The sequence below is a fragment of the Desulfovibrio legallii genome (genome assembly GCF_900102485.1).
GTDB classification, from domain to species: Bacteria; Desulfobacterota; Desulfovibrionia; order Desulfovibrionales; family Desulfovibrionaceae; genus Desulfovibrio; species Desulfovibrio legallii_A.
Genome location: NZ_FNBX01000003.1, coordinates 174,666 through 188,154, shown reverse-complemented (window position 1 = coordinate 188,154; position 13,489 = coordinate 174,666). Strand labels below are relative to the sequence as shown.

The 13,489-nt window shown below is 66.3% G+C and carries 14 protein-coding genes; 8 read left to right on the top strand and 6 right to left on the bottom strand.

Annotation, left to right across the window (positions count from 1 at the left end):
* Positions 1-108 precede the first annotated feature (108 nt).
* From BLS55_RS03140 to BLS55_RS03115, 6 genes are all read right to left on the bottom strand, one after another.
* Positions 109-636, bottom strand: a complete 528-nt coding sequence (locus tag BLS55_RS03140; RefSeq protein WP_092152904.1) for an FmdE family protein — start codon at positions 634-636, stop codon at positions 109-111.
* 299 nt (positions 637-935) lie between these two features.
* On the bottom strand, positions 936-2,093 hold the full coding sequence (gene tilS / locus BLS55_RS03135; RefSeq protein ID WP_092152903.1) for a tRNA lysidine(34) synthetase TilS: 1,158 nt from the start codon (positions 2,091-2,093) through the stop codon (positions 936-938).
* Positions 2,094-2,198: 105 nt separating this feature from the next.
* The gene (locus BLS55_RS03130) at positions 2,199-2,534 is read right to left on the bottom strand and encodes a hypothetical protein (protein ID WP_092152902.1); all 336 of its coding nucleotides are present in this window, start codon (positions 2,532-2,534) and stop codon (positions 2,199-2,201) included.
* Positions 2,534-3,826: a glutamyl-tRNA reductase gene (gene hemA, locus BLS55_RS03125; RefSeq protein ID WP_092152901.1), complete on the bottom strand. Its 1,293-nt coding sequence runs from the start codon at positions 3,824-3,826 to the stop codon at positions 2,534-2,536. The genes BLS55_RS03130 and hemA overlap by 1 nt, the downstream gene beginning before the upstream one ends.
* A 13-nt stretch (positions 3,827-3,839) precedes the next feature.
* Positions 3,840-4,667: a cytochrome c biogenesis protein CcsA gene (gene ccsA / locus BLS55_RS03120; RefSeq protein WP_092152900.1), complete on the bottom strand. Its 828-nt coding sequence runs from the start codon at positions 4,665-4,667 to the stop codon at positions 3,840-3,842.
* Positions 4,654-5,337, bottom strand: a complete 684-nt coding sequence (locus BLS55_RS03115; protein WP_092152899.1) for a precorrin-2 dehydrogenase/sirohydrochlorin ferrochelatase family protein — start codon at positions 5,335-5,337, stop codon at positions 4,654-4,656. The genes ccsA and BLS55_RS03115 overlap by 14 nt, the downstream gene beginning before the upstream one ends.
* A 244-nt stretch (positions 5,338-5,581) precedes the next feature.
* Between BLS55_RS03115 and flgB the strand changes: the two genes are divergently transcribed.
* The 8 genes from flgB to BLS55_RS03075 all read left to right on the top strand — a co-directional run bounded on the left by flgB (position 5,582) and on the right by BLS55_RS03075 (position 13,306).
* Positions 5,582-5,995 carry a flagellar basal body rod protein FlgB gene (flgB, locus tag BLS55_RS03110; RefSeq protein ID WP_092152898.1) on the top strand — a complete coding sequence of 138 codons (414 nt, stop codon included), beginning with the start codon at positions 5,582-5,584 and terminating at the stop codon, positions 5,993-5,995.
* A 24-nt stretch (positions 5,996-6,019) separates the two neighbouring features.
* Complete coding sequence (gene flgC, locus BLS55_RS03105) at positions 6,020-6,457, top strand: flagellar basal body rod protein FlgC (RefSeq protein WP_092152897.1); 438 nt, start codon at positions 6,020-6,022, stop codon at positions 6,455-6,457.
* A 36-nt stretch (positions 6,458-6,493) separates the two neighbouring features.
* Complete coding sequence (gene fliE / locus BLS55_RS03100; RefSeq protein ID WP_092152896.1) at positions 6,494-6,940, top strand: flagellar hook-basal body complex protein FliE; 447 nt, start codon at positions 6,494-6,496, stop codon at positions 6,938-6,940.
* A 236-nt stretch (positions 6,941-7,176) separates the two neighbouring features.
* On the top strand, positions 7,177-8,814 hold the full coding sequence (gene fliF / locus BLS55_RS03095) for a flagellar basal-body MS-ring/collar protein FliF (RefSeq protein WP_092152895.1): 1,638 nt from the start codon (positions 7,177-7,179) through the stop codon (positions 8,812-8,814).
* Entirely contained in the window at positions 8,801-9,013 is a 213-nt protein-coding gene (locus BLS55_RS03090; RefSeq protein WP_092152894.1) for a flagellar M-ring protein FliF, read from the top strand. The genes fliF and BLS55_RS03090 overlap by 14 nt, the downstream gene beginning before the upstream one ends.
* Before the next feature lie 43 nt (positions 9,014-9,056).
* Entirely contained in the window at positions 9,057-10,052 is a 996-nt protein-coding gene (fliG, locus tag BLS55_RS03085) for a flagellar motor switch protein FliG (RefSeq protein ID WP_092152893.1), read from the top strand.
* Positions 10,053-10,084: 32 nt separating this feature from the next.
* Complete coding sequence (locus BLS55_RS03080) at positions 10,085-11,836, top strand: FliH/SctL family protein (RefSeq protein WP_092152892.1); 1,752 nt, start codon at positions 10,085-10,087, stop codon at positions 11,834-11,836.
* A gap of 9 nt (positions 11,837-11,845) precedes the next feature.
* Entirely contained in the window at positions 11,846-13,306 is a 1,461-nt protein-coding gene (locus BLS55_RS03075; protein ID WP_092152891.1) for a FliI/YscN family ATPase, read from the top strand.
* Positions 13,307-13,489: the final 183 nt, after the last annotated feature.

Genomic DNA, 13,489 nt, shown 5'->3' with positions numbered 1-13,489 from the left:
CTGCGCGCGGATTGAAGTGATTAATTTTGAAATCGTGCTACCATGGGCCAAGAAAAAAGGCCGCGCACGGCCTTTTGCGCCCGCCTGGCACGGCGGGCCGCCGCGGGGCTACCAGCGCCGGGCATAGGCGCGCCTGCAATCCAGGCAGACCTTTTTGCCGTTTTCCAGCCGGATGGCGTGCTCGGCCGCGCCCTCGCCGCAGATTTCGCAGGTCACGGTGGGGAACAGGCGGGGCGGCTCCGGTACGGGGTAGGCGGGTACGGAGCGGCGGAAAAGCGTTTCCAGCGGCAGAGTCAGCAGGTCTTCCTGCCACGCCTCCCGGCTCTGGTCCGGAGCTTTTTGACGCTGCAGGCAGAGGCGCAAGGCCGTGCCGCTTTCCCGGTCAAAAAAGGCATAGGCGTGCTTGGCCACAGGGCGCAGCACCAGGTTGCCCTTGCCGGCGGAGCAGCCCAGCAGGCATTGGATGGCGTCCACGCCGCAGGCGTCGTTTTCCGTCACGCAGACCAGCTTGCCGTAGGGCAGTTTGCCCAGGACGGGCTCTTGCAGCACGGCCTCCACGGCGCGCAGGCCGATGACCAGGCCGGGGCAGAGGTGCCCGTGGAAGGCCACGGCTTTGTCCAGCAGGGTTTTGTCCATGCGAGTTCCTTTTTGCGCCCGTCGCCAGCCGTGCGGCGTCGCGGTGCTGCGGGCGGCATAACTGACGGACTTGGTATTATTTTTTTTAGAAAAGTAACACAATGGGGCGGCTCTGGCAAGCCGTCGGCGCCCTTGCGGGCAAAAAACGTGTTACAAACGCTGCATCGGCTGCGGCATTGTGGCATGCAGAAGGCAATAGGGTGTGAAAATACGGCCGACAGAGGCTGGCGGCAACGGGCATCCGCGGCGCCGTGCAACAGGGAGGCCAGGTCGTTCGGCAGGAAGGGGTCGCGCCGTTTTCAGCAACGCGGCAGGGCCGCGGTCCGCACGCTGAAGCGCACGCCGCCTTTGAGGATATGGGCGGTGATCCCGCCGGGCAGCTGAAAGCAGGTTTGCCCCCGGCCCTGAGTCAGAGCTGCGTCCAGGGCCAGCAGGGTGCGGGCCCTGGCCTGCGCGCCGGGGGCTGCGAGGGGCTCGGCCGGATCGCCGTCCTGGGCCTGATGTCCGGCGGCTGGGGCAGCGGGGCCGCGTCGCTCTGCAGCCGTTGCGCCCCGGCCGCAGAGCTGCCGCACGGCCCGCAGGTAGAGCCGCAGGCGCGCCGCCGGGTGCAGGGTGCGCAGCAGAGCCGGGGGCAGGTAGAGGCTGCGGCCCGCGGCGTCCGCACTTTCTTCCCAGGGGTGGGCGGCCAGGGCCGCGTCGGTTGCTTGGCGCCAGTAGTCTTCGTCCTGCCGCGCCAACTGCCAGAGGTCGCACAGGCTGCGGTCCAGGGAAGGATTTTCCGCCCGCAGCAAGGGCAGAACGGCGTGCCGCAGGCGGTTGCGGCGAAAGCGCGCGTCCTGGTTGCTGGCGTCTTCGCGCCAGGTCAGGCCGCAGTGGCGCAGCAGGGCGCGCAGGGCGGCGGGCTCCGTGTGCAGAAGGGGGCGGAGCAGGCGGCGGGCGTCGTCGCGGGCGGGCATGCCACCCAGGGCGGGCCAGCCCGCGCCCCGCAGCAGGCGCAGCAGCACGTCCTCGCTCAGGTCGCCGGCGTGGTGCCCCAGGACGATAAAATCCGCTCTGCAGGCCTGGCGTTCCGCCTCCAGCAGGGCATAGCGCAGGCAACGGGCCGCCTCCTCCAGGCCGCGCCCTTCCCGTGCGGCCAGCCCCCGCACGTCCGCCTGGAGGATACGGCAAGGCAGGCCCAGGCTTTGGCCCAGGCTTTGGGCGTGCGCGGCGTCGGCGGCGGATTCCGGGCGCAGGCCGTGGTCAATGCTCAAGGCGTGGAGCTGTAGCCCAAGGCGTGGGGCCAGGGCGTGCAGGATGACGGCCAGAGCCGAGGAATCCGCTCCGCCGGAGAGCCCCAGCAGGAGGGATGCCCCCTGCGGCAGGGCCAGGTCTCGGCGGCAGAAGCGCTCCACCTTCAGGCAGAGGCGGGCGGCGGCCGGGGGCAGGGCCTGGAGGGCAAAGGGCCGGGGTGTCATGGTTTTTTCCGACGGAAAGACGCGGGCCGGAAAGGGCAGCTGTGCGGGCCGCGGCCTGCGGACGCCGTGAGGGCTACGGGGCTTGCGGGGAAGCGGCCGCTGAGTTCAGGCGTCGCTGGCGGCGTCATTGAGCAGGCGCTCCAGCCAGGTGATCATGTGTTCGCGCAGGGCCGGGCTTGCGTAGTGCACACAGTCGCAGCGCAGCCGCCCCCGCGCGCGCACCAGCAGCTCCAGGCGCAGAGAGGTTTTTTCCACCTCCAGGCCCATGACGTGGGGGCCGCAGTCCGCGGCGTGCTCCCGCTGCAGGGGCGAGAGCAGTTCGGCTGGCGGGGGCAGCCAGTAGAGGCCGTCCATGCCCGCGGCCAGTCCCATTTGGGTGAGCAGGGATTGCAGGCGGGCCGTTTCCTTTTCCGTCAGGTCGTCCACGACGTACCAGCGCATCAGTGTTCCTCCGTATACTTACAGCCCGTTTTGTCCAGGCCGAAGATGCGGCGCGTGAGGCTGATGCGCTGGCCGTTGCCTTCCTGAGCCATGCCCCCGTTTTTCAGAAACATGATGGGGTCATGGTTCATTTTGCGCACCAGGGAGCCCACCAGGGCCTCCAGGGCCTCGCGGGTGGGGACGTCCACGGGGCCCAGGCGTTTGAGGGTCTTGGCCAGTTCCTCCCGGGCCATGCTTTCGCCGCGCTCAATGAGCGCCACGATGGTGGGCTGCACGTCCAGGGAGGACAGCCAGTGGGAAAAAGCCAACACCTCTTCATTGACGATTTCCGCCGCCTTGGCGGCTTCGTCCCGGCGGGAGGCCAGGTTTTCTTCAACAACTTCTCTAAGGTCGTCGATGTCGTAGAGGTAGACGTTGTCGAGGCCGTTGACGTCCGGGTCAATATCGCGGGGCACGGCAATGTCGATGAAGAACATGGGCCGGTTTTTGCGGGCCTTGAGTACGGCCCGGATGTCGCGCGCGCGGATGACGGGTTCCTGCGAACCCGTGGAGGTGATGATGATGTCCACGCTGGTGAGCTGTTCGGCCAGCTGTGCAAAAGGGACGGCGCGGCCCTGAAACTGCCGGGCCAGCTCTTCGCCGCGGGCCAGGGTGCGGTTGGCCACCAGGATTTCGTCAATGCCCGCCTGCAAAAGGTGCATGGCGGCCAGCTCGGCCATTTCGCCCGCGCCCACCAGCAGGGCCTTGTGGCCGCGCATGTCGCCAAAAATGCGTTTGGCCAGCTCCACGGCGGCGTAGCTGATGGAAACGGCGCTGGAAGCCACGGCCGTTTCGGTGCGCACCCGCTTGGCCACGGAAAAAGCCTTGTGCAGCAAGCGGTTGAGGATGACGCCCGTGGCGTGGCTTTGCACGGCCTTGCGGTAGGCCGTCTTGAGCTGCCCCAGAATCTGCGGCTCGCCCAGCACCATGGAATCCAGGCTGGAGGCCACGGAAAACAGGTGGCGCACGGCCTCCAGATTTTTGTGCACATAGACGTAGGGGGAGAGCTCGTCCACCTTGGCCCCGCGCGCCTTGGCCCAGCAGTCCAGCATCTGGCCCGGCACGTCGCCCGAACCCGCGGCGAGCAGTTCCACCCGGTTACAGGTGGAGAGGATCACGCTTTCGTTCACTGCGCCCGTACAGGGCAGGGCCCAATGCTCCGGGTCGCAGTGGTTGACCAGGGCGAAGCGTTCCCGCACGTCCACGCCGGCGGTGCGGTGGTTCAGGCCCACAAGAAAGATGTCGCAGTCCATAGCTATTGCTCAATCAGCGCCGGATGAAGGCGTGGTGCGTTTCCATGAAGGTGTTGACCACCACGATGGAAAAGAGACAGAGGATGAAGATGAACACTGCCAGTTGCGCCGGTTTGCGGCCCCGCCAGCCCTTGGTGACGCGGTTGTTGAAAAGCACGGAAAGCAGCGCCCAGATGACGATGCTGACAACTTCCTTGGGGTCGCCGGTCACCACGCCGCCGAACACGGGCTTGGCCCAGACCAGGCCGGAAACGATGCCCAGAGTGTAGAGCGGGAAGGCCGTCAGCACGGTCAGCGCGTTGATCCGGTCCAGCATAGAGAGGGCCGGCATATCCTGCCAGAAGCCCTTGACCGACTGCTTGCTTTTGATGCGGCCCTCCATAAACAGAAACAGCGCCCCGGCGGCAAAGGCCAGGGCCAGCAGGGCCAGGCTCAGAAAGAGCGCGCCGATGTGCAAGGCGTAAAAGGGGGCCTTGAGAGAGGGCGGCACGGGCACCACGGCCCCTAGATAAGGGGCGGACATGGCAAAAAGCATGAGCGCCAGGGGCGCGGCAAAGACCAGGGGTACTTCCTGCCGGAGCTTGCCCCAGGCCGCAATGCCGCAAAGCGCCACAAACCAGGCCATGAGCTGCAGGTAAGCCCCCAGGCTCAGGCCGCCGGGCAGGGCGCGGTGAAAGCCCAGCCCCAGGATGAGGGTCTGGCAGACAAAACCGGCTACGGCCAGCCAGCAGCCCATGCGCCGCCACAAAGGGCTGCGCGCCAGCATGCCGGCAATGCCCGCCGTGCTGGCCAGGCCGTAAAGCAGCAGGGTAATGCCGGTGGAAACTTCAGGGGAGATCATGCAACAACTCCGCTAGATGCGCGTGCAGGGCCGGCGGCAGCTCGGCCAGCAGCCATTGGCGGCAACGGTCCGTTTCGTCCCGTTCCAGCCAGATCTGCAAAGGCGAGGCCGCCAGCTTTCGGAACAACAAAGTATTCTGCCCTGTCTCCTGGCCCAAGGCAAGGACCAGGGGCCGCAGCCGGGCCATGAGGGCAGCCATGCGGGCGCGGGGGGCCAGCCATGCTTCCAGTTCGCCCTTCCAGCGCCGGGCCAGGGCCGGGCTGGCCCCGCCCGTGGAAAGAGCCGCGGCCAGGGGCGGGCGGCGGGCCACGGAAGGCACCTGAAAACCACCTTCTTCCGGCGCGCTCGCGCAGTTGCAGAGCACGCCCGCCCGGCGGCACAGGGCGGCCACCCGGCGGTTTTCCGCTACGTCGCCCGTGGCGGCAAAAACCAGGGCGCACCCCGCAATGTCTTCAGCCGTACAGGCGCGCCGGGCAAAGCGCACCCGCGCGTCGTTAAGCAGGGGCGCGGCCGCCGCCGGGGGCGGGGCCGTATCCAGGGCCAGAACGGCGGCCGGGCCGCAGGCCAGCAGGCCCGCCAGCTTGCGTTGCCCCACATTGCCCAGCCCTGCCACTAGGCAGCGGCAGCCCGCAAGGGAGAGAAAAACGGGGTAGAGCAGATCGTGCGTCATGGCGGCTCTGGGTTGGCGAAGAGGGACGGTTATAAGGGTAGCGCATGGCGCTCCGTTTGCAAAGAGGCAGCCCGTCAGGAAGCTGACAGCGGGCGGGCCTGGCCCCGGATTGCCGCTGATTTTTATCATTATCATGTGAAAATAGTTTGAAAAAATATTTTCGGCACGGGCTTTGCTTTCAGAGCGGCAAGCCTTCTCCGCATTGGGCGCATCCGCCGTTGCTCCGGAGAAAGCGGGAGGAAGTATGAAAAGCCTGTTTTCCATGCCCACGAACCTGGTGGGCAAAGTCATGGACATGCAGCTCCAGCGGCAGAACATCATTGCCGGCAACATCGCCAACGTAGAGACGCCGCGCTACAGGCCGCGCGAGCTGACCTTTGAAAAGGAGCTGCAGGCGGCTCTGGGGCTGGACGCCGAGGGCAAGCTGAGCCTCACCAGCAAGGCGCACATGCCCACGGCCTTTGACCCCAATACCTTCGGCCCGGAGTGGGACAAGGAGCTTAAGCCCCGCGTCATCCACGGCGAGGACAGGGTCAATATTGACAAAGAAATGGCCCGCCACGCCAAAAACCAGCTTCAGTACACGGCCCTGACCCAAATCATGGCCAAGACGTTTGAAGGGATCAGCACCGTCATTCAGGACGGCAAGCAGGTGTAGCGTTGCGCCTGCGGGAGGTTTGTCATGGATTTTTTGACTGCATTTGACATCAGCGCTTCGGGCCTTGCGGCGGACCGCACGCGCATCAATACCATCTCCATGAACCTGGCCAACGCCAAGACCACCCGCACGCCCCAGGGCGGGCCCTACCGGCGGCGCAGCGTGCTGCAGCAGACTGCCGATGTGGACGACCCCTTTTCCATCCACATGCGTTCGGCCCTGGACCGGGAGGTCAAAGGCGTGCGCGTTATGGCCGTGACCATCGACAACCGGCCCCTTAAGCGCGTTTACGAGCCGGGGCACCCGGACGCCGACGCCGAAGGCTACGTCTCCTACCCGGACATCAACGTGGTGGAGGAGATGGCCAATCTTATGACGGCCCAGCGCAACTACGAGGCCAACGTCACCACGGCCGAGGCCCTCAAGGGCATGTACGTCAAGGCGCTGGAAATAGGCAAGTAACGCGGCAGGCCGCCGCCAGGGACAGGGAGAGCAGATATGAGCATCCAGACAGTGGGCATGCGGGCGTACAGCGACGCCCTGCGGCATTTTACCCAGGTGCAGAGTTCGCTGCAGCAGGGCGCGCCCGCAAGCGGCGAGACCCTGTTTGCCAAAACCCTGGACCAGAGCCTCCTGCGCGACAGCGTGGACAAAGGGGAAACCTTTGGCGCGCAGGCCGACTTTATGGCTTATCCCACCCAGGCGCACACGCCGGCAACCCAGGCCAGCAGCTTTACGGATACGGCCACGCAGTCTCTGAACCGCGTCAACGAGCTGCAACAGGCCAAGGACCAGGCCATTGTGGATTTTGCCTCAGGCCGCAACCAAAACGTGCACGAGCTCATGATCGCCATGCAGAAGTCCAGCCTGGCCATGAAGCTCACCACGGCCGTGCGCGGCAAGGTGCTGGAGGCCTACAAAGAGCTTTCCAAAATGCAGTTCTGAGGCCGGATTTCTTCACACGCGCAAAGGGCGGCGTTCCCATCCTCCGGGGCGTCGCCTTTTTGCCGTCCGCGGGGGCCTGGGCGGGGGCGGCGGGCTGGGGAATTGATTTGCTTGTGGCGGCCCGAAAGCTGGGGATTTGCAGCATATCCACAGTGTTTGGCACAATGCTTGCTAATTGATTGCCGGACACGCCCCGGTGTCGAAAAATCAGCGCCATGCTTGCGCAGGAGCGGACCATGCCGGCATTTCTCACCCAACTACTGGCTTCCTTCAAGAATTTCTGGACCCATATGAGCCGTTGGCAGCGCGTGGCCCTTCTGGGCGGCGCAACGGCCCTCATGGCCGGCGCGCTGGGGCTTTCGGTCTGGCTGAGCCGCCCCGACTTCCGCGTGCTTTATTCCAATCTGGGGCCGGAAGACGCGGGCGTGGTGCTCAAGGCCCTGCAGGCCGAAAAAATTCCCTACCAGATTGCGGACAACGGCGGCACCATTTTGGTGCCCAAGGAGACCGTCTACGACCAGCGCATCAAGATCGCCGGGGAAGGCGGCCTGGTGGGGCAGGGCATCGGTTTTGAGATCTTTGATAAAATCAAAGTGGGTCAGACGGACTTTGTTCAGAAGGTCAACTATACCCGCGCCCTGCAGGGCGAGCTTGCCCGCACCATCAGCGAATTCCCCAGCGTGGAGAGCGCGCGCGTGCACCTGGTCATCCCGCGGCGCAGCCTTTTTGTGGAGGAGCGGCAATCCCCTTCAGCCTCGGTGGTGCTCAAGCTCAAACGCCCCAGCGCCAAGCCGGATCAGAAGGAAATCAACGCCATCGTCAATATGATGCTCATGGCCGTGGAGGGGCTGGACAAAGCCCACCTCTCCATCACGGACAACGGCGGCAAGGTGCTCTATCAGCCGGAGGAAGACAGCCTGGCCGGCATGAGCACCACCCAGATGGAATACCGCAACCACATGCAGCGTAACCTGGAGCGTCGCATTGAAGAAATGCTCCAGCCCATTTTCGGCCCCGGCCGGGTTATCGCCAAGGTCAATGCTGAGCTGGACTTCAGCCAGAAAACCATCCGCCGCGAGCTTTTCGACCCCGAAAAAACCGTGGTCCGCAGCGAGCAGCGCAGCGAAGAAAGCCAGCAGGGCCGCGCCAATCTTGAGGCCGGCTCCCCGGACGTCAACTTCCGCGGCGACGGCATCACGGGTTCCGTGTCCGACCAGAACGGCAGCCGCGAAACCCGCACCACCAACTATGAAATCAATAAGGAAGAGCAGCAGATCGTGGCCAATGTGGGCGACGTGCGCCGCCTGACGGTTGCGGTTCTGCTCGATGGGACGTATGAAAAGACTAACGGCGCCTGGACCTTTGTGCCGCGCAAGCCCGAAGAAGTGGAGCGCGTGCGGCAGCTTGTGTCCAACGCCGTGGGCCTGGACACGGCGCGCGGCGACTCCCTGGAAGTAAGCTCCGCCCCCTTTGCGGATTCGGAGCCGCCCAAGGATCCCAATTTCGCCGACATGCTGGCTGACTACGCGGAGCGCTTGGGCAAGCCCCTGCTGAAGGCCCTGCTGGCCTTCCTCTTCCTGATGCTCATTGTGCGGCCGGTGGTGCTGGCGCTCATCCGGCCCAAGGTGGAGGCCGGCGAGATGGTGGAAGGGCTGGAAGGCCTGCCTGCCGCCGAGGAACAGCTCGCCCTGTATGAGGCCCTGGAAGAAAAGGCCAAGACCGACGACGAGGCCCCGGAGCAAGAGGACGAGGACGAGATCATTTACAAAGATATAGAAGCCCTCAAGGCGCACATCTTCACCCTTTCCGACAATCATATGGAACAGGTGGTGACCTTGGTGCGCGGCTGGATGAAAAACGATGCAGCAGCCTAAACAGCAGAAACCGGCGCGCCTGCCCTCCGGCGGCGGCGGATCGGTCCCCTCGCTCACGCAGTTGCGGGCGCTGCGCCTGGCGCAGAAAGAGAGCAACCAGCGGATTGAGGAACTGAAAATGCGGCTTTTCCGCATTACGGAACAGCATATGGACCAGGCCGTGCGGTTGGTGCGGCGCTGGATGGCGGACAAGGAATGAGCTTCCGGGGCCCCCGGCGCGCCCCCGGCGAAGGAGTTGGAACATGGAGTTGACCGGCAAACAGCGCATTGCCGTGCTTTTGCTCGCCATGGGCGACAAGTTTACGGCCGATGTGTTCAAGCGCATGGATCGGCAGGAGATTGCCGATATCTCCAAGGCCATTGTGGAGCTGGAGCCCGTGCCGCGCGAAACCGTGGAGGAAGTGCTGCGCGAATTCCACGAATCCCTGGTGGAGGGCGTGGACATGATCGCCGGCGGTTCCGATACCCTCAAGCGCCTGCTGGTCAAAAACGTGGACCCGGAAACCACCAAGTATATCCTGGATTCCCTTAATCTGGATACGGGCCCGGCCCCCTTCCGCGAGCTGGAGCAGGTCAGCCCCCGGCTGCTGGCCCAGATATTGCGCAACGAGCATCCCCAGACCCTGGCCCTCATCCTTGGCCACCTTAACCCGGACCAGGCCGCCAATTTGTTGACGAACCTGCCCGCAGGCGCGCGCGCTGAAGTGCTCATGCGCCTGGCCCGCCTGGAGGCCGTGCCCGAAGACATGCTCATGGAGGTGGATAAGGTGCTCACCAGCCAGCTCATTGCCATGGGCGGCAAGGAAGGCAAAAAGGTGGGCGGCGTGCAGTCCGTGGCCGAAATCCTCAACGCCGTGGACCGCGCCACCGAAGAGGAAGTGCTCTCCGAAATCGAAGAAGATTCCGCCCAGATGGCCGAGGATATCCGCAACCTCATGTTCGTCTTTGAGGATTGCAAGAATATCGACGACCGGGGCATGCGCGAACTGCTCAAGGAAGTTCCCAACGAACAGCTCACTCTGGCCCTGCGCGGCGCCAGCGACGAGCTCAAGGAAAAATTTTTCAAGAACATGTCGGAGCGCGCCGGCAACATGATCCGCGAAGAGCTGGAATTCATGGGCCCCACCAAACTCTCGGACGTGGAGGGTGCCCAGCAGGACATCGTCAAGATCGTGCGGCGGCTGGAAGGGGAAAACAAGCTCGTCATCAGCCGCGGCGCGGGCGATGTTTTTGTTTAGCCCCGCAAGCCTTTAACCCCGGATAGGTCGCCATGGCCTCGGACCAACTGCGCAAAAAATGGGGCACTGTCTTCATGGGCGAGCGTGAAGCCTCCGAGGCTCAGCTCGACGCCATGCAGGAACCCGCCCTGCGCCAGCGCCGCCAGCACCAGCAGGAGGAAGACTACCTGGCGCGGGTGCGCGCCCGGGCCGAGGAGCGCGCGCGGGAGATCCTGGGCGCGGCCTACACGGAGCGCCAGAAGGTGCTGGAGGAGGCCCGCGCCGAAGCTGCGGCCGCCGTGCAGGCCCTGACCCGCGAGGCCGACGCCGCGCGGGAGGAAGCCCGTACCGCCCTGGATGCGGCGCGGCAGGAGCGCCAGGCGGCCGCCCAGCTGCGGGAAGAGGCCGCCCAATTGCGCGATGCGGCCCATGATGCGGGCTTTCAGGAGGGCATGGATGCGGCCGGAGAGGAACTGGCCGCCTTCCGGCAGGAGCTGGGCCAGAGCCTGGCCACGCTGCTGCGGCGGCTGGAGGACCAGCAGGCCGCCCTGTGCGCCGCCTGGCGCGAAGATTTGACGGCCCTGACCCTGGCCGCCGTGGAGGCGGGCACGGGCTGGATGCTGCAAAGCGAGCACAAGGCCATTTTGCGCAGCCTGGTGCTGGAGGCCCTTAACCTGCTGGAAGAGCGCGCCAGTGTCAGCGTGCGCGTGCACCCCGACGACGAAGCCACGGTGGGCGATCTGTTTCAGGCTGCGCGGGAGCGCGTGCCGGAGCTGCGCCAGTGGGTGGTTACGGGTGACCCGAACCTGGAGCCCGGCGACTTGGTGGCGGAAAGCGGCAGCGGCAGCGTGGATTGCCGCCGCGCCTATTTCCGGGAAATGACAGCGGGCGTGCTGGCCCACCTGGCCCTGCCCCAGCGCCCAGAAGAAGCGGCCGCCGCCGCGGAGCTGGGCGAGCTTGTGGCCCGCGAAGCGGCGCGCCTGGCCGCGCCCGAAGTGGAAACGCCGCCCTCTGCCGCCCCCGCCGGCTCGGAAACGCCGCCCGCGACGGCAGAGGCGGCCACGCCCGTGGAGGTTGAGGAAGTTTTGCCCGCCGCATCCCCTGTGGAAGCAGCGCCCCCTGCTGCGGTTCAGAAACCTGCTGCGCCCACGGCGGTAGCCGCGCCCCCTGCTGCGCCCACGGCGGCAGCCGAGCCTCCTGCCGCATCTCCTGCTGACGCCGCATCCCCATCTCCTGGCGTTGCAGCCGCACCGCCTGCTGCGCCGGTCGGGGCGGATGCCATCGCCGCGGCAGCGTCGGCCCCCGTACCCTCGTCGGCGGACGTCGGGCCCGATCCCGCGCCCGCGTCGGACGCGCCTTCTTCCGCCCCTGCGGCCGACGACGCGGAAGAATCGCTCTGGCTGCCCCCCCTGGGCGAGCCCCTGGAGGGCGATGCCGCGCCTGCCGCCGCGCCGGACGTCCCAGTCGCACCGGATGCCGCGCCGGATGCCGCGCCTGCCGCCGCGTCCCACGGCGGGGCGCAGACCGCAGCGCCGCAGGACGATCCTCGGCAGGCGCAATCCTCCCAAGCCGCAACGCGCCCAGTCCAATCCGATCCAGTCCAATCCGGCCTAGCCCAATCCGGTTCTGCGCAGCCTGGTTCTGTTCAATCCGGCGCGACCCCTTCCGGCGCGCCCGGTTCCGCTGCCGGCGCGCCCAGTCTGGCCGAGCTGGAAGAAGAGCTTTTTCCACTGGAGGAGGAAGCCGCCGCCCGCAACGTTCTCACGCAGGGCGGCTTTCTGCCCGGCGCGGACCCTGAGCGCTGAGGGGGCGGCATGAAGCTGGATCCGCAAGCCTGCGCCAAACTGCTGCGCGCCGGAGACCCGGTGCGCCTGTACGGCAAGGTCAACAAGGTGGTGGGCCTGGTGGCCGAAGGCAGCGGCCTGCGCGCGCCCTTGGGCGCGGTCTGCCACATGCTGCCCGACGATGGGGAGGAGGGCGGCATTGCGGCGGAGGTGGTGGGCTTTCGCGACGGTAACCTGCTGTTCATGCCCTACGGCGACATGCGCGGCATCCGTCCCGGCAGCCGCATCCGCAACACCAGCCTGCCCCCGGTCTTTCCCGTGGGGCCGGATCTGCTGGGCCGGGCCTTTGACGCTTTCGGCACGCCCCTGGACGCCGGGCCGCCCGTAAGCGCGGAAATCTACACTTCGCCCCTGCCCGTGGGGGAGGCCGCGCGGGCCGATTTTTCTCGTCAGATGGGGGAGCAGCGCCCTTTCACGCCCCCTTGGGCGGTGGAAGCCAGGCAAACCTGGCACCCGGAGCTGGCCCCCATCTATACCGATCCGCCGAGCCCCCTGCAACGCCCGCGCATTACGGACATCCTGGACGTGGGCGTGCGCTCGGTCAACAGTCTGCTCACCCTGGGCAAGGGGCAGCGCGTGGGCATCATGGCCGGGTCCGGCGTGGGCAAATCCACCCTCATGGGCATGATGGCCCGCTACACCCGCGCGGACGTCAACGTCATCGCCCTCATCGGCGAGCGCGGCCGCGAAGTGGTGGAATTCATGGAACGCGACCTGGGCCCGGCGGGCATGGCCCGCTCCGTGCTGGTCATCGCCACCTCTGACCAATCCCCCTTGGTGCGCATGCGCGCCGCCTACGCGGCCACGGCCGTGGCCGAATACTTCCGCGACAAAGGCATGGACGTGCTGCTGATGATGGATTCCGTCACCCGCTTTGCCATGGCCGCCCGCGAAGTGGGCCTGGCCGTAGGCGAACCCCCCACCACCAAGGGCTACACGCCTTCGGTCTTCGCCCAGCTGCCCAAGCTGCTGGAACGGGCCGGGCGCTCGGCTTCGGGCACCATTACCGGCATCTATACCGTGCTGGTGGACGGCGACGACTTCAACGAACCCATTGCCGACGCCGTGCGCTCCATCCTGGACGGGCACATTGTGCTCACCCGCGACCTGGCGGACCAGGGGCACTTCCCCGCCATTGACGTGCTGCGCTCCATCAGCCGTCTGCGTTCGGACATCTGCGAGCGGCAGGACGTGCTGGCAGGCCGTGTGGTTACCCGCCATATGAGCACCTTCCGTCGGGTGGAGGATATGGTCAACATCGGCGCTTACGCCAAAGGCTCCAACCCGGAAATCGACGCCGCCATAGCCAAGATGCCCGCCGTCAACGCCTTTCTGCAGCAGGATGTGGGCGACCCCCAGAACCTGGAGCAGAGCATGGCCCAGCTGCGCGCCCTGGCCGACATGCCGGAGGCCGCCCCGCCCGCCGTGTAACGCGGCAACCGCCGCTCCTTTGGATAACCAAAAAACACGGCCGCATGCCGCCCGCCGCGCGCGTCCGGCCCGTGCTGGACGAGACGGCGCCCCTGCAGGCGGCCCGACTGGCTCTGGATGTAGAGGGGCTGAAGGTTCGCCCCAGGCGGTCGCCTGGGCGCCCTCGCCGGCGGGGGAGATCCG